General features: G+C 34.3%; 22 protein-coding genes. 15 read left to right on the forward strand and 7 right to left on the reverse strand.

Translation table 11 applies throughout. The annotated features are described in order from the left end of the window. Positions 1–54: 54 nt before the first annotated feature. The 3 genes from AC1PU0_RS05250 to AC1PU0_RS05260 form a co-directional block, all read right to left on the reverse strand. Positions 55–1,029: an IS3 family transposase gene (locus AC1PU0_RS05250; protein ID WP_206850731.1), complete on the reverse strand. Its 975-nt coding sequence runs from the start codon at positions 1,027–1,029 to the stop codon at positions 55–57. After that, positions 936–1,466 carry a transposase gene (locus tag AC1PU0_RS05255; RefSeq protein WP_479998306.1) on the reverse strand — a complete coding sequence of 177 codons (531 nt, stop codon included), beginning with the start codon at positions 1,464–1,466 and terminating at the stop codon, positions 936–938. The genes AC1PU0_RS05250 and AC1PU0_RS05255 overlap by 94 nt, the downstream gene beginning before the upstream one ends. A gap of 83 nt (positions 1,467–1,549) precedes the next feature. Beyond that, positions 1,550–2,509 carry a diacylglycerol/lipid kinase family protein gene (locus tag AC1PU0_RS05260; RefSeq protein ID WP_206849102.1) on the reverse strand — a complete coding sequence of 320 codons (960 nt, stop codon included), beginning with the start codon at positions 2,507–2,509 and terminating at the stop codon, positions 1,550–1,552. Positions 2,510–2,756: 247 nt separating this feature from the next. Between AC1PU0_RS05260 and AC1PU0_RS05265 the strand changes: the two genes are divergently transcribed. Then, on the forward strand, positions 2,757–3,263 hold the full coding sequence (locus AC1PU0_RS05265) for a QueT transporter family protein (protein ID WP_206849100.1): 507 nt from the start codon (positions 2,757–2,759) through the stop codon (positions 3,261–3,263). Between the two features lie 173 nt (positions 3,264–3,436). Continuing rightward, entirely contained in the window at positions 3,437–4,642 is a 1,206-nt protein-coding gene (locus AC1PU0_RS05270; RefSeq protein WP_111248008.1) for an aminoacyltransferase, read from the forward strand. A gap of 35 nt (positions 4,643–4,677) precedes the next feature. Here AC1PU0_RS05270 and AC1PU0_RS05275 read toward each other — a convergent pair whose 3' ends face one another. From AC1PU0_RS05275 to AC1PU0_RS05290, 4 genes are read right to left on the reverse strand one after another with little or no spacing between them, the layout of a single operon-like run. After that, complete coding sequence (locus AC1PU0_RS05275) at positions 4,678–5,322, reverse strand: ECF transporter S component (RefSeq protein WP_206849098.1); 645 nt, start codon at positions 5,320–5,322, stop codon at positions 4,678–4,680. A gap of 16 nt (positions 5,323–5,338) precedes the next feature. After that, on the reverse strand, positions 5,339–5,881 hold the full coding sequence (gene coaC / locus AC1PU0_RS05280; RefSeq protein ID WP_206849097.1) for a phosphopantothenoylcysteine decarboxylase: 543 nt from the start codon (positions 5,879–5,881) through the stop codon (positions 5,339–5,341). Continuing rightward, the gene (coaB, locus tag AC1PU0_RS05285) at positions 5,881–6,651 is read right to left on the reverse strand and encodes a phosphopantothenate--cysteine ligase (RefSeq protein WP_206849096.1); all 771 of its coding nucleotides are present in this window, start codon (positions 6,649–6,651) and stop codon (positions 5,881–5,883) included. Before coaB ends, coaC begins: the two co-directional genes overlap by 1 nt. Positions 6,652–6,666: 15 nt before the next feature. After that, positions 6,667–7,659 (reverse strand): oxidoreductase, encoded by a 993-nt coding sequence (locus AC1PU0_RS05290; protein WP_206849095.1) that lies wholly within the window; start codon positions 7,657–7,659, stop codon positions 6,667–6,669. Between the two features lie 243 nt (positions 7,660–7,902). On the opposite strand from AC1PU0_RS05290, the gene AC1PU0_RS05295 reads away from it, so the two are divergent. From AC1PU0_RS05295 to AC1PU0_RS05355, 13 genes are all read left to right on the forward strand, one after another. After that, a complete protein-coding gene (locus AC1PU0_RS05295) occupies positions 7,903–8,391 on the forward strand; it encodes an aromatic acid exporter family protein (RefSeq protein WP_206849094.1) in 489 nt (162 codons plus the stop codon). 327 nt (positions 8,392–8,718) lie between these two features. Beyond that, positions 8,719–9,261, forward strand: coding sequence for a helix-turn-helix domain-containing protein (locus AC1PU0_RS05300; protein ID WP_069654305.1), 543 nt, complete (start codon positions 8,719–8,721; stop codon positions 9,259–9,261). A gap of 116 nt (positions 9,262–9,377) precedes the next feature. Further along, positions 9,378–10,463 carry an ABC transporter ATP-binding protein gene (locus AC1PU0_RS05305; RefSeq protein ID WP_069654306.1) on the forward strand — a complete coding sequence of 362 codons (1,086 nt, stop codon included), beginning with the start codon at positions 9,378–9,380 and terminating at the stop codon, positions 10,461–10,463. Between the two features lie 11 nt (positions 10,464–10,474). Beyond that, positions 10,475–11,284, forward strand: a complete 810-nt coding sequence (locus AC1PU0_RS05310; RefSeq protein ID WP_069654307.1) for an ABC transporter permease — start codon at positions 10,475–10,477, stop codon at positions 11,282–11,284. Then, positions 11,281–12,117, forward strand: a complete 837-nt coding sequence (locus tag AC1PU0_RS05315; RefSeq protein ID WP_206837013.1) for an ABC transporter permease — start codon at positions 11,281–11,283, stop codon at positions 12,115–12,117. The genes AC1PU0_RS05310 and AC1PU0_RS05315 overlap by 4 nt, the downstream gene beginning before the upstream one ends. Then, positions 12,114–13,187 (forward strand): ABC transporter substrate-binding protein, encoded by a 1,074-nt coding sequence (locus AC1PU0_RS05320; protein WP_206849093.1) that lies wholly within the window; start codon positions 12,114–12,116, stop codon positions 13,185–13,187. Before AC1PU0_RS05315 ends, AC1PU0_RS05320 begins: the two co-directional genes overlap by 4 nt. Positions 13,188–13,583: 396 nt before the next feature. Next, complete coding sequence (locus tag AC1PU0_RS05325; RefSeq protein WP_206849092.1) at positions 13,584–14,894, forward strand: glucosaminidase domain-containing protein; 1,311 nt, start codon at positions 13,584–13,586, stop codon at positions 14,892–14,894. A gap of 683 nt (positions 14,895–15,577) precedes the next feature. Beyond that, on the forward strand, positions 15,578–16,087 hold the full coding sequence (locus AC1PU0_RS05330; RefSeq protein WP_206849091.1) for a hypothetical protein: 510 nt from the start codon (positions 15,578–15,580) through the stop codon (positions 16,085–16,087). Between the two features lie 197 nt (positions 16,088–16,284). Beyond that, the gene (locus AC1PU0_RS05335; RefSeq protein WP_206849089.1) at positions 16,285–16,581 is read left to right on the forward strand and encodes a hypothetical protein; all 297 of its coding nucleotides are present in this window, start codon (positions 16,285–16,287) and stop codon (positions 16,579–16,581) included. Next, on the forward strand, positions 16,527–17,282 hold the full coding sequence (locus AC1PU0_RS05340; RefSeq protein WP_206849088.1) for a hypothetical protein: 756 nt from the start codon (positions 16,527–16,529) through the stop codon (positions 17,280–17,282). Before AC1PU0_RS05335 ends, AC1PU0_RS05340 begins: the two co-directional genes overlap by 55 nt. A gap of 212 nt (positions 17,283–17,494) precedes the next feature. Continuing rightward, entirely contained in the window at positions 17,495–17,785 is a 291-nt protein-coding gene (locus AC1PU0_RS05345) for a TIGR04197 family type VII secretion effector (protein ID WP_206849086.1), read from the forward strand. Next, on the forward strand, positions 17,782–18,129 hold the full coding sequence (locus tag AC1PU0_RS05350; RefSeq protein WP_206849085.1) for a DUF3958 family protein: 348 nt from the start codon (positions 17,782–17,784) through the stop codon (positions 18,127–18,129). Before AC1PU0_RS05345 ends, AC1PU0_RS05350 begins: the two co-directional genes overlap by 4 nt. After that, positions 18,129–19,700: a T7SS effector LXG polymorphic toxin gene (locus AC1PU0_RS05355; RefSeq protein ID WP_479998766.1), complete on the forward strand. Its 1,572-nt coding sequence runs from the start codon at positions 18,129–18,131 to the stop codon at positions 19,698–19,700. Before AC1PU0_RS05350 ends, AC1PU0_RS05355 begins: the two co-directional genes overlap by 1 nt. Positions 19,701–19,706: the final 6 nt, after the last annotated feature.

Here is a 19,706-nt window from a genome sequence, read left to right on the forward strand (position 1 = left end):
GAATAATACGTAATAGAGGCTGGGATGATGTGCGCCCTAAAAGTTGTACGTAGATTAACTTGTCATTCGACTGGTATGAATTCGGTATTGAACCGGACTCATACCAGTCAATTTTGCTTTTATCCGATGATGATTGTAATAATCAATATAATTTGTAACTGCTCGGTTTAATTCCTCAAAGCTAGAAAAACTACGACCATAATACATTTCTTGTTTCATTAGACCAAAGAAATTTTCCATCAATGCATTGTCCAAACAATTTCCTTTTCGTGACATACTCTGGTATAACTTTGCTTGCTTCAATTGTCTAACATACTGTTGATTTTGGTAATGCCACCCTTGATCGGAATGGATTGTTGTTCGAAAGTTGGTCTTTTTACTTTCTTTAATGGCTGTTTTTAAAGGAATCAATACACAATCCAACGTTGGTTTTTGCTGAAATTGATAGGCAATGATTTCTCCATTAAAACCATCAAGAAAAGGACTGAGATAGGCTTTTCTTTTTAGTTTAATTCCTTCGGAATTTCGTTCAGTATAGTGGAATTCTGAAATATCTGTAAAGATTTTTTGTTTTGGCATCGTGCTAAAAAAGCGACGATTCACCTTGTTCTTTGCCAAGGTTCCCACTAAACCTTTGTAAGATCGATACCTTCTTGAACGACGAGTAAAGCTTATACATACTAAGTTATATTTCTTCATAATTCGTCGGATTTTCTTATGATTGATTTGATAGCCCATATTCACTAAAGCCAGTTTGATTCGACGATAGCCATAATTGCGATCATTCTCTTCAAAAATTGTTTGAATCAATTTCTCTAGGTGAGTCATTTTTTCTTCGCTCATTATCTGTTTTTTCCAGTAATTGAAGGTAGAACGCGGTAGCTTAATCGCTTGTAATACGTGATCTTGACGATACTTTCCAATAAGTTCTATGGCTATTCTGGTTTGAACTCGTCTTTTCGCTTCGCCATAATAGTTTGTTGGAAAGTCCGTAGCTTTTTTAAATACTCGACCTCGATTCGCAAACATTCATTCTCACGCTCTAATTCCTTTTCACGAGATAGTTTGCTTGTTTCTTGCTGTTTTTTTGTTGGTTTATTCATCCTTTTTTTGGGTCTCCCTTTTTGATTAGACAGAGCCGTTTGACCACCAGCGATGTATTTCTTTTGCCAACGAGAAATCATCGACCCATTAGGCAGCTTGAATTGTCTTGCTGCTTCACCGAAAGAAGCACCTGTCGTTTCTATAAAGTGTAATACATCTCGCTTAAATTCACTAGTATATTTTGTCAGTGAACGGTGTCTTTTGAGCCCTTCTTTCCCAAATAATTGATAGGAGTGTTTCCAATTGTAAATTAAGGCATTTGATGGGAGTCCGTATTTTTTAGCCAAGGCTCGTCCTCCCAGAGGGCCTTCTAGGTACTCTTTCACTAGCTTTAATTTGAATTCTACCTCATAATAACTCATAAAAAATAACCTCCAAAAATTGTATTTTTCACGTACAACTTTTGGGGGTCACATCAGGATGTCCCAGCCTCAGTTTAATGTACCTAGAACCAAAATAATCTCGTTTCAGTTCCAAAAGAAATATCAGTACTTCTCTCCCCTAAAATTTCACCATCGGCATGAACATATTCAGGAAACGTTGAAACGATTCGAAATTTGCTGGATTGAAAGTGATGAAAGTATTTTGAATGCATCTGTTTTTTTCGAAGTAATAATAAAATCAGCCAGAAAATTTTAAACATGTTGATACGTTCGACCAAGACAAAATCCAGAACAGGTTTGCGTGGATCAGCCATTGGCGCAATTGGCACGCCACCGCCAAAATAAGGGTGTTTTGTTACTGTACATAGAAAAGCGCGATCAAATTCAACATTTTTACCGTTGACCTCAACAAGAATCGGGAAGCCTTTTTGAGTGAATAATACCTTTAAAATAGAAAAAATATAAGATAAAGACCCCATATTGAATTTGTTTAAAGCACTTTTTGACGCAGATGTATTGGCTGCATTGACAATTGCTGCGTCCAAGCCAATACCGATATTATTAACAGCAAGTCCATCTTCATCTTGTATCGATTCAGCATAGGTAATAAGTTGGATTTCTTGCGGTGTCTCAGCCTTTAGTAATTGGAAAAAAGCTTTTTCAGCTTGTTTAGCAATCCCCGCACCACGGGCAAAATCATTTCCTGAACCACATGGAATATAGCCGATAGGAATTTTGGAATCAAAGGACAATAAAGCATTGGTGACGCTATGCAAAGTACCATCTCCACCTAGAACTACTAGAAGTGGAAAAGTACTAATTTCCAAATCATTGCTCCAAGGAATCAGTGTATTCTGTGCTAAAGTTTGAACGATTTCTCTTTCGTGTCCAGCGTGATCTGTATAGAAAGTTGTATATTCAATGTGGGCAGTATGCATTTGTTTGATAATCTTTTCGGCAACTTTGCCTCCAGTACCGCCACCAGCATTTTCATTGATGACGAGATAATAATGTTTCTTCATTTCTTTCCTCCTTGTACAAAGTCTTATTATAACAGACATGTGAAAAATTAAGAATGGTGGATGCTTGAAAAAACAAAATCAAAATAAGAAATAGCTTGTTGAAAGATTAAAAAAAAGCGGACTTATCATTGTGAAACGATCAATTATGAGATATAATGCCTACGTATCATTTTTTGAGGGAAAATCTTCCTCGACAAGGTTCATCAACCATCCCTTGTAAAAAAACTCGGAGAAAGAAGGGGAGACTATGCAACATACTGTTTCAACAAACAGTAAGGTAAAATCAATTACCATGAATGGTATTGTAATGGCGTTATATCTTGGCTTAACGATTTTAGTAGCACCCGTTTCGTCAGGACCAATCCAATTTAGAATTTCTGAAAGTTTGAATCACTTAGTTGTTTTCAATCGGAAATTGATGTGGGGCGTTTTAGGTGGAGTCGTTGTCTATAATTTTTTCTTTGGCTTTGGTGCTATGGATGCCCTGTATGGCGGCCTACAATCCTTTATTTCGCTAGGGCTAACTGCCTTATTACAAAAAAGAGTTCCTAATGTTATCGCACGTTTAGCACTGAATACCTTGTTTTTCACTGCAACCATGTGCATTATTGCATTTATGCTGGCACCAGCTGGCGGAGCAGCCTTTTGGGGGAACTACGCAACACTAGCACTAAGTGAATTTGCGACTATGGCGGTAGCTGCACCGATTATGTACTGGATCAATAAATCCGTTCACTTTGAAAAACGACTTTAATCAATAAAGAAGTGTTATAAGTATTTATTTTTAAGAGACTGATTCAAGACAACTATCGTTTTGATTCTGTCTCTTAAAGTTTTTTAACCAATTTCATGAAAAACTTTACTGTTCCTGTAGAATAAATTATGATATGGTAATACAGAAGCAAAAATGTAGAGGAGTTTTCTATAATGTTTGAATTTAAAATTGGCATTGATGCCAAAGAACACGATAAATTTGTGGAACATCATCCCTTATGCAATTTATTACAATCGTCTGCATGGGCTAAAGTGAAAGATAACTGGGGATCTGAAATCGTTGGGGTGTACGAAAATGGGACTTTAGTGGCCTCTAGTTTGGTTTTGATTCGATCATTACCAATGAAATTTTCAATGCTCTATACACCACGTGGTCCAATCATGGATTACACAAATGCAGAACTTGTTGCATTCTTTTTTAAAGAACTAAAGAAATTCGGTAAGAAAAAACGTGCATTGTTTGTAAAAATGGACCCAACTGTTCACTATAAAGATTTTCATTTAGGCGAAGAGCAAACCATCGATCCAAGGGCCCAATCGATCATCGAGAATATGATCGCAAGTGGTGCGAAACATCAAGGATTGACGATGGCAATGGATGCGACGATCCAACCACGTTTTCAAGCCAATATCTATAAAGAAGATTTCAGTGAAGAACAATTGTCAAAAAGCACAAAGAAAATGATGAAACAAGCTCAGAAAAAAGGGGTCACTGTTAAGATGGGGCACACTGAGTTAGTGGATGATTTTGCTAAAGTTATTGAATTAACGACAGAGCGTCAAAATATCTCGCTTAGAAATAGTGATTATTTTAAAAAGCTATTGAAAATTTATCCTGAAAATTCTTTTATAATGTTAGCGCAAGTAAACTTGAAAGAACGTTATGAAGAAACCAAAATCCGTTTTGAAAAAAACAAAGAAGATCTGGCGAATTTGAAAGAAAATCAAGTAAAAAAACGTCATAACTTAGAAGAACTTGATTTTTCTTTAACACGTGAAATGACTGAACTCGAAGAAAATATCGCACATTCAGGTGATGTGGCTATTGTTGCTGGAGCGTTAGCAATCACGTTTGGCTCAACGAGTGAAATTCTTTATGCTGGAATGGACGATCGTTATAAACGCTATATGCCTGCATATCTTACATGGTTTGATGCAATCAATGAATGTTTTGAAAGAGGCTGTACATCTTGTAATATGGGTGGGTTAGAAGGCAGTTTGAGTGATGGTTTGATTAAATTTAAGTCTAATTTCAATCCAACAGTTAATGAATTTATCGGCGAATTTGATTTACCTGTTAATGGCTTGCTGTTCAAAGCAAGTGAGTATGCGTATAAATTAAAAAAACAGAAGAAATAAAAAAGATTGGAGCAGTTAAAACGGCTCCAATCTTTTTATAGTTTTTGTGTCGCATTATTTTTTACTAATCGTAATAACACAGAGGTCACTCCAACTGTTGCAACAGCCGCAACGATTGCTTCCACAACACCGCTAGTAAAAATAACTGTTAATATAGCTGTATAAATTGCTGTACCGCTAGCACCGATACTTTGTGCATAGGAATCTTTAAAGAGAAAATAAATCAAATTCATTACGAGAATCGTGTTTGTTGCGGAGCCTAGAAAACCTGCTATAAACAAACTAAACGTTTGAGAAGTTGGTTTGTTTTTCGTGAGCTTCTTTAATCCCATAAAGACAAAATAAGGAACAATTCCAATCAAAATTCTTGGCACCATGGCAACGATGATCGCTTTAAAACTACCTTGGTCCGTTCCAATAACAGGGATAAACGGTGAAAAAACAAAAGACAGAGGCGACAAAATGATGGTACTTCGGATTATACTGATGATACCAAAAACGCCTCCTAAAAAAGCACCGATTCTTGGGCCTAAAACAATTGAAGCGATGATTACTGGAATGTGCATCGTGGTTGCATTGATCGGTCCAATTGGAATAAAGCCTAAAAAAGGAACCGCAGACAATAAAATCAAGATCGCTAAAAACATAGCGGTTAATGTGAATGTTTTTGTGTTTTTCATAAATGACTCCTCAAAATTATTTCGTTAATACGTCATTGATTGTAGCAACGATCTCTTCAACTGTTGCAAGAGCGCCGCGACCAAAATCACCACAAGCTAATAATGCTTCTCGGGGATCGATTTCCTGATACCCAACTTTTTTTAGAGTTGCTATGTTTCGCTGTGTGATCGGATTTTGATACATATAAGTATTCATTGCTGGTGCAATAAATTTAGGTACGTCCTCTTTTAAAGCTAAAGCGACAGTAGAAAGCATATCATCTGCAATACCGTTAGCTAGTTTAGCTAAACTATTAGCTGACGCTGGAGCAACTAAAAAAAGATCAGCTTTTTTTGCCAATTCGATATGATTGATTTTTTCAGGTGCGATTTCTTTCATAACGTCTGTATGAACTGGATTTTTTGACAAAGACTGCAATGTCAATGGCGTGATAAATTTTGTGCTATTGGTGGTCATGATTACATTGACATTGTAACCTAATTTAGTTAATTGGCTAGTGATGTCAGCTGCTTTATAGGCAGAAATGCTACCGGAAATACCTAATAAGATTGTTTTCATCATTGGTTCCTCCATTTTTCTTCAACCTTTTTCACAATTAATTGGGCAATTTCTTTTTTTGTCTGAGCAGTTTCTGTTTGCTCCAAGGCGTCGATCAAAATTCCTTTATGTTGGCTGCCCTGAATCTCTTCAAGGTCATTGGCTAAAACCAAATCGCAGTTGTTTTTAATTAAGATCGATTGTCCCACGCGAATCAATTCTTCGGTAGAAACACCAACTAATAATTTGAAACCAACAAGAACCGCCTGTGGTTGTTGCTTTCGCAGCATTGCAATTATTTTAGGGTTTTTCTTCAAAAAAAGCAAGAGGCGATCAGTTCCAGAAGGAATTTTTTTTTCTTGTTGAATCGTTTTACCGATTTCATCTAAACTGCGATACAGTGTTTCTCTTAAATCTGTTGCATCAGGTAAGTGCCCATCTGCCATTAATTTAGCTGCAAGTTTTTCAATGAAAAGATCTTCCGAAAGGGTTGTTTCAGTCGTAAAGTCACTAACCGCCATACTGTGAATGATCCCATCAAATTTCTGGTGGTCAAACTGTTCAAGTAAAGTCGTTTCTAGTTCTTTTGTAGAGTCGATTTCAATAATAGTTAAGTTTGATTCTTTCGTAGGTTGGACAGCTTGAGGTGTAGTAATGTAAGTAACACGATGACCTTGTGCTAAGAACAGTTCACCGATTTCTTTTCCTAAACGTCCTGTTGAGTGATTCGTGATGGAACGGACAGTATCAATTTTTTCAGAAGTTCCACCTGCTGTGATTAAAATATTCATTTATGGGTTGCTCCTTTAGCTTATTTTAACAATCGTACGGCCAACGTGAGTGCCAGCTTGTAATTGTTCTAAGGTTTGAGGTAGGGCTTGTAGAGCGATCTCATTGACCAGTTCATGATGACAAACATTTAAATCGGTAGCTAAACGTTGCCAAATAGCTAGACGTTGTTTCATGGGCATATTAACTGAATCAATTCCAAGTAGATTCGCCCCTCTTAAGATAAACGGTAAAACAGTTGTAGTTAATTTGATCCCAGCTGCATTGCCGCACATTGCGATGCAGCCACCATATCGAAGTTGAGGTAATATTGCTGCCAAAATTTCACCACCAACTGTATCGATTGCAAAGTCGATCGTTTGTTTTGCTAACGGTTTTATTTTGTCAGGCATAAATTCATTCATTAAAAGCACTCTAGTTGCACCGATTTTTTTTAACGTATCGATTGCTGATTTTTTCCGACTTAACGCAGTGATATTGTGATAGCCTCTTTTTTTTAGCATCGCGATTGCTAAACTTGCTACACCACCTGAGGCTCCTGTAATTAAAATCTCTGCCTCTTTATTTTGCGCTAATCCATGATTTTCAAGTGCTTGTACAGACAAAGCAGCGGTAAAGCCAGCCGTACCAAAAATCATAGCTTCTTTTAAGCTTAATTCATTAGGCAAAGGAACAATCCAATCACCGGGAACACGAGCGACTTCGGCAAATCCTCCTGTATGGGTTACACCTAGACCGTAACCAGTGACTAAAACAGGTTGACCTGCTTCAAAGCGATCATCTTTGGAAGATAAAACAGTTCCGCTCAAATCGATTCCAGGAATCATCGGGTAATCACGAATAACACCGCCATTTTCTTTGATCGCTAATGAATCTTTATAGTTGACTGAGGAGTAGGCTGTTTTGATGAGCACATCCCCTTTAGATAAGTCATTGAGTGCTAATTTTTCTATCGTTGTCGTAACTTGACCATCTATTTCATTAACACGAAATCCAGAAAATTGGTCCATAAATATCCTCCTTGTATTTAAAAAATTAGGCTAACTTTAGTTTAGAGATAGCATGTCTTTTAAACAATTTAGTATGATTGTTACTATCATAACATATTCTCTTTTTATCTTTAGCAAATTCTTCTTGAAGACCCCTTCTTAATAACCGCAAAATAAGTTAAAATAAGGGAGTCAAGCTTAGTTGTCATAAGCTGAAAATATCTTATAGTATAGTTTTATAACGTTTGAAAGGAATATAGTTTGGTGAAATTAAAAATTGGTATGCGAACATTTAAAACAGGGTTGAGTGTCTTTTTTTGTATTTTAGTGAGTATCTTGTTAAAACGAGAAACATATGTCGTTGCGGCAATTACCACTGTTTTTACGTTAAGAGAAGATATGGAGAATACGCTGAAATATGGTAAGCATCGTATTATTGGCAATGTAATGGGCGCACTGATGTCGGTTGTTGTGATTGGTGTATTTAATTTGTTAGGTAGAACAGAGCTTGTGCAGTTGATTTTTATTCCTGTAATCATCACTCTGATGATCGCTTCGTTAGCTACTTTAGGTTACCAAGAAGGAACCGTTGGGGCATGTGCAACTTTGTTGACGATCGTTTTTATGATTCCTGCTGATCGCTCTTATGGTTATGCATTTGCTAGAGTAGTAGATAGTTTTATTGGAATGGGGATTGCCTTGTTGGTAAATTACTTGATTCCGTTAAAACTTGATAGAAAAAGGGGTAGCTAAACGATAGAAGACAAGGAAGAGGTTGGGGTAGAAGTGGTTAACTCTGAGAAATAAGAGGAAGTTGCTCCTGCTTCCTCTATTTATCCAGATTGCTTAGGGCTGGGGTGTGACGAATAGAGTCATGTCCCACCCCTTTTTTTATTTTGTCAAAATAACTCGATCGATGCTAGTATACTAGTATGAGATTGAATTAAAAAAATACAAAATTATTGTAGAAATTTGTTGCTATTTTTTGAAAAATTCGTATACTAGAAAAAGTAAAATTAAACTTCTAGTTTAGTATTAGCAAACTTTTATATGTTTTTTTAAAAGAAATGAGGTGGTCTGATGGAAATTGGTGAGAAGTTGCGGAATTTACGTGTACAGAAAAATTTAACGCAAGAAGAGTTAGGCGAACGAACAGATCTGACGAAAGGATATATTTCTCAACTGGAGCGTGATTTAAGCTCGCCATCCATGGAAACTTTTTTTAATATTTTAGAAGTTCTGGGTATTAGCCCCGAACAATTTTTTAGTGAACGAACTTTAGAGCAGAAAATTGTTTATAAAGATCAAGATAGTACGCTTTACTATGATGAAGAAAATGGTTATGAATTAAAATGGCTGATTCCTGAATCCAATGAAAAAGAAATGGAACCCATTGTTTTAACTTTTGACAAGGGTGGTCAGTATAAAACATTTGAGCCTTCTTTATCTGAAACGTTCATTTATGTAATCGATGGTTCTGTATCATTGATACTAGGTGAAACAACCTACTCAGCCAAAAAAGGGGAAGCAATGTATTATCAAGCAGCAGAACCTCATCAATTGATCAATCATTCAAAAGGAAAAAGTCGAGTATTGATTGTAGCGACAGAATCTTATTTATAAGTATACGTAAGGCGAAGTGAAATGAGCAGATGTTAAAAAGTACAAGTTATAGCGAAGCGGAACGTTGTGACTGTGTTAAAAAAATAGTTCAATTTTAATAGAGGAGGCATCAGCGGGTGAAAAAAAATATTATTACATTTGAAAATGTCGTTAAACAGTATGATGATGAAAAAGTGTTAAAAAATGTCAGTTTTGAAATTGAACAAGGGAAATTTTATACGCTATTAGGTCCTTCAGGCTGTGGGAAAACAACGATTTTGCGTATTTTAGCAGGTTTTGCCGATGCCACCGAAGGGGATATTTATTTTGATGGGCAAAGAATCAATGATATTCCAGCGAATAAACGTCAGGTTAATACCGTATTTCAAGATTATGCCTTATTTCCTCACATGAATGTGTTTGATAATGTCGCGTTCGGGTTAAAAATCAAAAAAATACCGAAAAAAGAAATTGAAAAGAAAGTCAAAGATGCACTACGCATGGTGCAATTGCCTGGTTATGAAGTACGTGAAATCAGTGAAATGTCTGGTGGTCAACGTCAGCGGGTGGCAATTGCTCGTGCAATCGTCAATGAACCAAAAGTGTTGTTATTAGACGAACCACTTTCTGCGTTGGATTTAAAATTACGGACCGATATGCAATATGAATTGCGTGAACTACAGCAACGTTTAGGGATTACTTTCATTTTTGTTACGCATGATCAAGAAGAAGCCTTGGCAATGAGTGATGAAATTTTTGTTATGAACAAAGGCCATATCGTACAAAGTGGCACCCCTGTGGATATTTATGATGAACCAATCAATCATTTTGTGGCTGATTTTGTAGGAGAAAGTAACATTGTTAACGGCACAATGATCGAAGATAATTTAGTTGAGTTTGTCGGCAAACGTTTTGAATGTGTGGATGGTGGTATGCGTCAAGCTGAGCCTGTTGAAATAATGCTACGTCCAGAAGATTTAACGATCACCACTGCGGATAAAGGGAAATTAGTCGTTACTGTGGATACACAATTGTTCCGTGGGGTTCACTATGAAATCATCTGTTACGATGAAGACCATAATGAATGGATGGTTCATTCAACTAGAAAAGCCACTGAAGGCGCGAAAGTGGGTCTCTTTTTCGAACCAGAGGACATTCACGTGATGCGTTTTAATGAGTCGGAGGAAGATTTTGATGCTCGTTTAGAAAGCTACGAAGAATAGGAGGAATAATAATGAAAACAATGCGTCGGATTTATTCGATTCCTTATATGATGTGGCTGTTATTGTTTGTGATTGCGCCCGTTTTGATGATTATTTATCAGTCATTCTTTGATATGAATGGGCAGTTTACGTTAGAAAATTATCAAACGTATTTTACTTCAGGAACTTATTTGACTATGACACTTAATTCAGTTTGGTATGCCTTTTTGATAACATTGTTTACATTTTTGATCAGTTATCCAACAGCGTACTTTTTAACGAAATTAAAGCATAAACAATTGTGGTTGATGTTGGTGATTTTACCGACGTGGGTCAATCTTTTACTGAAAGCTTACGCATTTATTGGAATTTTTAGTATTCACGGTAATGTGAATCAGTTTTTAAGTTTTCTTGGTATCGGTTCTCACCAAATTTTATTTACAGATTTTAGTTTTCTATTTGTTGCAACCTATATTGAGATACCATTTATGATTTTACCGATTTTTAATGCGTTAGAAGAGTTAAATCCTTCGTTGATCAGTGCTAGTCGTGATCTGGGTGCCAATAGTATTGAGACATTCCAACGAGTAATCTTTCCTCTTTCATTAAATGGAGTGAAAAGTGGGGTTCAAGCAGTTTTTATACCCTCACTTTCTTTATTCATGTTGACCCGTTTGATTGGTGGAAATCGTGTGATCACACTTGGAACTGCCATAGAAGAGCATTTTATGGTGACACAAAATTGGGGGATGGGTTCAACGATTGGTGTGATTTTGATCGTGGCAATGTTTATTGTGATGTTACTGACCGGTGAGAAGAAGAAAAAGGGGCGGGTGAAATGACAAAGAAAAAATTTAAATGGTCATACTTGTATTTGATCATCGTTTTTGCTTTACTGTATGCGCCAATCTTCTACCTGATTTTCTATTCATTTAATGATACAGACACAATGAATACCTTTACAGGTTTCACACTTGCAAATTATACAGCGGTCTTTGAAGACACTCGTTTGTTGATTATTGTGTTGAATACGTTCTTGTTAGCCTTTTTATCTGCGTTGTTAGCAACGATCATTGGAACATTTGGTGCGATGGGAATCTATTATACAAGACGAAGAAAAACAAGAACAACACTAATGAGTTTCAATAATATTTTATTGGTGTCACCAGATGTTATTATTGGTGCCAGTTTCTTGATCTTTTTCACAGCTGTTGGATTTATTAGTTTAGGCTTTACAAGTGTGCTATTGTCTCATATTGCATTTAGTATTCCGATTGTTGTATTGATGGTATTACCGAAATTACAAGAGATGAATGATTCGATGGTAGATGCTGCTCGTGATCTTGGTGCCAATAACCTACAAGTAATCAAAAATATTATTTTGCCGTTTTTATCACCAGGCATTATCGCTGGTTATTTTATGGCATTTACCTACTCGCTAGATGATTTTGCCGTGACCTTTTTTGTTACAGGAAACGGTTTTTCAACACTGTCCGTTGAAATCTACTCTAGAGCAAGACAAGGGATCAGTTTAGAAATAAATGCCTTAAGTGCACTAGTTTTCATTTTCTCTATGATCTTAGTGATTGGTTATTATTTTATCAGTCAAGATAATACGTCTAAACGTGTCAAAAAAATACGGCGAGAACAAAGTGAGGTGGCGAACCTTAAATGAGAAAACTACAATCTTTGTTTATCGGTATTTTAGCCATCATTCTGATTTTATTTTTTGGAGTTCGTCAATTAGAAAAGGCCAGTGGTATGGCTGGAGCTGATAAGTTGACGATTTATAATTGGGGCGATTATATCGATCCAGATTTATTACGTAAATTTGAACAAGAATCAGGATATAAGGTCAATTATGAAACGTTTGACTCGAATGAAGCCATGTTTACGAAAATCCAGCAAGGTGGTACGGCCTATGATATCACGATTCCCTCTGAATATATGATCCAAAAAATGATGAAAGAAAAAATGCTATTACCGATCGATCATAAGAAGCTGAAAGGCTTAGAAAATATTGATGAACGTTTTTTAAATTTGGATTTCGATCCACAAAATAAATACTCGATTCCTTATTTTTGGGGAACATTAGGCATTATCTACAATGACAAATTTATCGGTGAAGATCAAATTAAGCATTGGGACGACTTGTGGAAACCAGAATTGAAAGATAATGTGATGTTGATTGATGGTGCTCGTGAAGTATTAGGATTATCCTTAAATAGTTTAGGGTATTCTTTGAACAGCAAAAATAATCAAGAGTTGCGTAAAGCAACGGATAAATTAAACAAACTAACAACGAATGTGAAAGCAATTGTTGCAGATGAAATCAAAATGTATATGATCAACGAGGAAAGTGCAGCTGCTGTAACCTTTTCGGGTGAAGCCGCTGAAATGCTGGAGGGCAATGAGCATTTACATTATGTGATTCCATCAGAAGGCTCTAACTTGTGGTTTGATAATATCGTGATTCCTAAAACAGCAAAAAATATTAAAGGGTCCTACGAATTTATCAATTTTATGCTACGACCTGAGAATGCTGCTCAAAATGCAGAGTATATTGGTTATTCTACACCTAATAAAGCAGCGAAAACGTTATTACCTAAAGAAATTTCAAGCGATGAACAGTTTTATCCCAGTGATGAAGTGATTAAGCATTTGGAAGTTTATGAAGACTTAGGTGGGAAATATTTGGGCATTTATAATGACTTGTTCCTTGAGTTTAAGATGTACCGAAAATAAAAAAAATTAATAATTACTGAATATTGAACTTTCTTTACTTGAATCATGAATTTTTTTCGAAACTTTCTAATCTTTTGAGTTAAGTAGGAGATTTCCCCTCATACTTATGGTAAAATAAAGTCAACTTATAGAAGGTTAATCTAGATTTTTAGCGTTACAAAGGTAGGTGGAGAGATGGAAGAACATCCTAATAACCCTAATAGCAGTAAGGGATTCTAGTTATTCTCACACATGAAGCTTTAAAACTGACATTGCTAAAAGCAATAATTAGCGCTTTAAGAATTACCACAGAGTCACCTAACTACCTAACAAAAATAGGGATCAGCCAAAAAAAGAGTGATAGATTCCAATAATCAAAAAAAGAATCTTTAATACATGTGAGAGGAACTAATTTGAATGAAAAGAAAATTATTATCACTACAGATGGTATGTGTACTGCTCAGTGTTAATTTAATACCAGTGATCGGTCATGCTGATGAATTAACCCAGTCAGAGTCTAGTACCATCGAAGAAGGAACAATGGAGACGAACGAAAGTAGTTCTTCAACTGAAGAGACAACAACGACAGAATCATCTACTTCTGAGACAGAGACTGGCACAACTGAATCAAGTACTACTAGTACAGAGTCCTCAGAAGAAGCTCAGCCTCCTGCAAGCAGTGAGGAGGAAGTACCTGTAGCTCCGCAACCAACTGCACCTGTCGAAACAGCACCGGAAGAGCAACCTGTACAGCAAATCGTTGATCATGCACCTACGGAAGCCCAATTAGATGAAAATATCAAGGTTGTAAAAAATGAACCGACTGAAACATTTATTCGTCGGATCGGTGAAAAAGCCCGTGCTGTAGGTCAAAAAAATGATTTATATGCTTCAGTGATGATTGCTCAAGCTATTTTAGAAACTGGTTCTGGCAATAGTGATCTAAGTCAACAGCCATATCATAATCTGTTTGGGATCAAAGGGGAATACAAAGGTGAAAAAGTTGTCTTCTCTACTCAAGAAGATGATGGATCAGGCAATTGGTATACGATTGAGGCTGCCTTCAAAAAATATCCTGGATACAAAGAATCATTTGAAGATTATGCTAAATTAATGAAAAAAGGTATAGAATCAAATAAAACAATTTATTCAGGTACTTGGAAGTCAAATGCTGTGAGCTACCGCGAAGCAACAAAATCTTTAACAGGTGTTTACGCAACAGATACAAGTTATGACCAAAAATTGAATGCGTTTATTGAAGAATATGATTTGACTGAATATGACAAAGAAAAGCCATCTACATCAACAAGTGGCATCATTGTCTCAGATAGTCATCCAGATAGTGACTTCAAAGATTATGCTGGTGAAACGTATTCTGGTTCAGAAGCATATGCACTAGGAAACTGTACACAATATGTTTACAATCGCATCGTTCAATTAGATGGTTCTGTCGAAACAACGATGGGCAACGGAATGGACTGGGGTACAACAGGTAAAGCGAATGGCTATGAGGTTTCTAGTAAACCTAAAGCAGGAACAGCCGTTAGTTTCCAACCGACAGTAGCGGGTGCTGATGGAACGTATGGACATGTAGCATTTGTCGAACATGTTTATGAAGATGGTTCTATTTTAATCTCCGAAATGAATGTCGCTGGTTTAGGAATCGTTTCATTTAGAGTAATCGATAAAGATACAGCGAATACGTTAGCTTACGTAACGCCTAAGTAAAAAAGATAAGCCAATAATACTATCGAATGTAAATCATTTGATGCTATTATTGGCTTTTTTAATTAGGAACTAATTTACTATTTCTTAAGCATTCTAAATAAAACCTAAATGTTTTAGGCATAATTTCTTCAAACCTTGCGGTTATTATTAACTCATACCCAATAACAAACCCAAACAAAACACTTTTTCATTTTTACTCCTCAAGTAAAAAGAACTCCTTGCCACCGCCTACCCAGCGGTGGTTATTTTTATGAAAAGCGTTGATAATATAACTTTTTAAAAATTTAATAACGATAACATTCTTATTTTATTAAAGCAACTTTTGTATGAACTTTGTTCAAAATTTGCATTTCTATTTGCATGATTTTTGCAGAGATTTTATGGTGTGGAAATTACTTTTAAAGCTTTTTAATACTGATAAATAACAAAAAAGTGCTGACTATTTTAAATTCTATTTTTGTATCAAAAATGCTGAAATTCGTGTAAGAAATTTGCACAAAAAAATTCCGATTTAAAAAAATGGACTATGTTATTATATTTAGAAAAATAAGTCAAGTTTCGATTGAAATACTGTTTTGTAGATGCTAATTTAAAATAAGATAACAAAATACTTGAGTTATTTAATGTCTGAAGGTATGCTGTAGATGTAAAAAATACAATAATAGCCGAAAGGAATGATATTAATGTCTACAACAGCCAAAGTATTAAATAAAATGCAAGTATTATTAACAGAAAATGAAAGCGGATTAAAAACAGAAGAATTATGGATAGAATTATTGAAGGATAAAGAATTAGGTAAAGAATTGATTGATACGGATGGAAAAAGAAGAAATGGGATTGTTGTTGGTTTAACTACTCGAATTAAAAATGGAAAAGTAGAAAACATTAAAGTGGTTAAAAATAGTAAAAATCAATTGGTCTATATTGCATCAGCAAATAGTTTGGACTTTATTAATAAACGTACTATGGAATTTATCAATGATGTGGAAAAAATTGGTTTTGGCAAACCAAAAGATTATTCTGAAGATGATAAAAAAATTGTGAAGAAATACGAACAAGTAATAAAAGAATTGTATAAAGCATCATTAGGTTTAAGTAGTTTATCTGATAAGGTAGAAAAAGAGAAAATAGCTAAGAGTAATGAAAAGAATACTAAAGTAGAAAATACCAAAAAAGAAAATAAGGTTAAATAAAAATACCTATGCTACATGAAAAGTTTCAAAACTGATAAAACTTTTGAGACACCATACAAAACTTGAGCTATAATTGTAGTAGATAAAGAATTAATTTAATGATAAAAAAAGAATGAATGCAAATCAAACTATATTGTCAAAGGGATAATTAATGATGATTCTACATGATAACATATAGAATATAGAGGGAAGCAATCATGAAAGAAGAACTATCAAATGGTAAAAAGTTCGTTGATAATGCCGAAAAAATAGATAAGTCTTTTTCAGAAATTAGACATCTTTTTATAACTGCTCCAGAAGATGAATTAATCGGTATGATTACTAACTTGAACCCACATATATCTTTAAAGAAAAGATACATTAGGATATATCATGATTTGATAATTCTAACCAGTAGACGTATAGGAAAAGAAGCAACTCAAAGATTAGCAGAAAATTCTTGCCAAAGTTTTACTATAGACACTATTACTTATTTTTATATTATTTTTTATTAGTTAGATTACCACTTGAAGAACTTTTAAAGGATGATAGTTTTGATTTAATTGCAGAAAACTATGAAGATAATGAACCAATAAAAAAATTATCTGATGTGGAATTTGAATGTATAATTCAAGGGGGAAATGAATATTATTACCCTAGTGTTGGTTGGAATATAATACAGTATTATGCATTTATGGATGCATATGAAGAATATCAAAAATGGGAAGAAATGCCCAATGCCAAAAAATCAATCAAAGGATATCAAGAAATTGAGTCGATTGAAGAAAAGTTGAATATCTATGCAGTTGAAACAAAGGATAGTGCTGGGGTCTATCAACTAAAAATATTTTTATCTAAACAAAGTAAAGCAAAGAGTGAAAAATCGAGAAGAAGACTTTATGGTACAAAAAAAGTTAGTAAGAAAAAGGATTACTTTGGTGAGTTTTATTTAATTGAAAATTATTATGATAGATTGGCAGAAAATAAGAAATATAGCATTAAACAGTATTTGTTAGAAGAAGGAATTACCAAGACGTATTTTTTTAAACTCAAAAAGAAATACTTTAATCAAATTCTTTTGAAAAAGTATTATAAAGCTTATAAATTTATCCATTCTAAAGAATATGATGGGGATTTTAACAAAGTAAAAGAAGAATTCAAAATTTCAAAAAGAAAAATGGTTAGTTTTACCAATAGATATTTTCCAAAAATTTAATACGAGATTAGTGATTGTGAAGGAATTTTTGCAATCACTTTTTTGTATTTTATTGAGTAAAAGTAAGAAAAAATAGAAAATCTGGAATATTATAGATTTGAACACTATGTTTTTAGAACTAAATATATGTTTAAAAGTAAATTTTAACTATTATCAAAATGATATGTGTGATAAAATTTTATTACAATTAGTTTTTTAAGGAGGAGTAACTGATGGCAATACAAAGTGATTTAGCTGGAGCAAGCCAAAAGGCTACTGCACTAAAAAATGCAACAGATAGACTAATACAACAATCTAACATAAATAACGATACTCAAACAACAGTGGTAGGTAATGATAATGCACAAGAAGCCATTACTGCAGCTCAAGAAACAGCTACTAAGGTAGCACAGGCAGTATTTGCAGCATCTAATAATCTACAAAGTGTAGCTAAAGATTTTGAAGCTTTAGACCAAAACGTGGCAAGTACCATTTTCAAACCTTTAGGTGGTTTAGTCAAATGAGAAAATTAGAAGATATTCAAAAAGAAGAAAAGCAATTAAATTTAAAAGAAGAAAAGCTAACTAGTGAAGTAAATCAAGTAAAGAGAGTCAAAGAAAGCTATGACCAACATTTTTACGAAGCAAGACATTTTTTTGATGATGTCTGCTATCAGTTTGATAAGAATGAACAAGGGAATTTTTTTAAATCAATCTTTGATGAATTTTCTCAAAAATCAAGACAAGTAATGGATTATTTGGAAAATGATGAGGAAGAATTACGTATACAAAAAAAGAAAGTTTTAAATAAGTTAGAAGATGTTGAGTATGAAAAAAGAAAAGTATTGTCAGAGGAGGATAGCGAATAATGAGTGTTGATATGTATGTTTCTACTTCTCAAAGTCAAGCATCAAGTGTATCCACCATGTGTAAATCACAAGTGGAAGGATACAATGAATTACAAAAAGCCATTACAGATTTTGTGGTAGCAAGTCCATTTTTAACAGGTAAAGCGTATGATTCTGCAAAAGCATATTTCCAGTCTGTTCTATATCCACTAGCACAAGGAGGTATCTTACTTTCCGAAGCAGTAGAAAGTGCAGTGAAGAAATTACCAGAAGAATATATTTCTCAAGTAGATAGTGGGAATTTAAAACAATCAGAATTGGAAGAAAAGATTAGAAGAGCAGATAGATTATTGAATCAAGCAGAAGATATCCGTAAAGATATTAATTCATCAAAAACTCCTGATATTACAAAAACATTTCAATTAATAGCTAACTCGATGTTAATTGGGATGTATAGTGCTTCCAAACAAAAATTAGAAGAGCAATTACGTAAATTATTAGCATTTAATGCAAGTTCACCTTCAATGTTTTCTGAAATCTCTAGCTTGCAAAGTGCTATGAATACTGGATTAGCTCAAACAAAAACTGCATGGAATGAGGCAACAGGAACGTTTTCAATTCCAAAAGATTTATCGTGGAAAAATACTATTAATGAGCGATGGAAAAGTTATCAAGAAAAAAATATTACTAGTGAGCAAAAATTACTAAGAAATTTAGAGACTCAATTTGGATTTAGTAATGAAGAAAGCCAATTATTAATGGATATTTATCAAAAATTAAAAAAAGAGTATGGAACGGATAAAGCAAATAAATTATTTTGGCAGTTGCTTGCATCACCGGTATATACAGGAAACCTTAAAGATTGGGGAATGTGGAGTTATACTGGGGGACTAAACTCTGACTGGAGGACTTCTTTAGGCAAGTTAGGATTAACAAAGGAAGAATTAAATGCTTTAGAAAATATGATTTGGAATCAATACAATTTATGTTCAGGAATTTATAAAAATCCAAAAGAGTATTATAATAGTTTTGTAGCAAATCAAAACGTTGATTGGAATAAACTTAGTGTAAATGAACAACAAAAATATATAGATTTATTCAACCAATTTAACAATAAAGTTGATTTTTCACACATGGCTGCTATCATAGCTTCGTATATGAATAACGCTATTTTAGAAGATTCTTTAGGTGAATCAATTGGTTTATTTAATGGAGTAGGTGGATTAAACAATAATTCTGGCTATATTGGAGATATAGCTGGAGTACCTGGAGCTAAGCCAAGTTTAGGAAATGATAATTATCGTGCAGATTTAGATAGTGTCAACATATTTAATAGAATTTCAGAGTCTACTAATTCTTTAGAAGCTATGAATCAATATTTTAATCAATTAACAAATGGAAAAACGAATAGAGCAGAAGAATTTGTAACTAATATAGGAAATGGGTCATATAATGAAGGAGTAGCAATATTACAACAGCAATATACTGATTTTATTAACGGTGGTGCATATAAAGATATGAGTGTAGAAGAACAAAAAGTATTTGCAGAATTTTTGTTAAATGTAATCAATTCAAATAATTCACTGAAGTAGGTTATC

It is taken from the genome of Enterococcus sp. XAF26B05_ASV22, assembly GCF_056727285.1.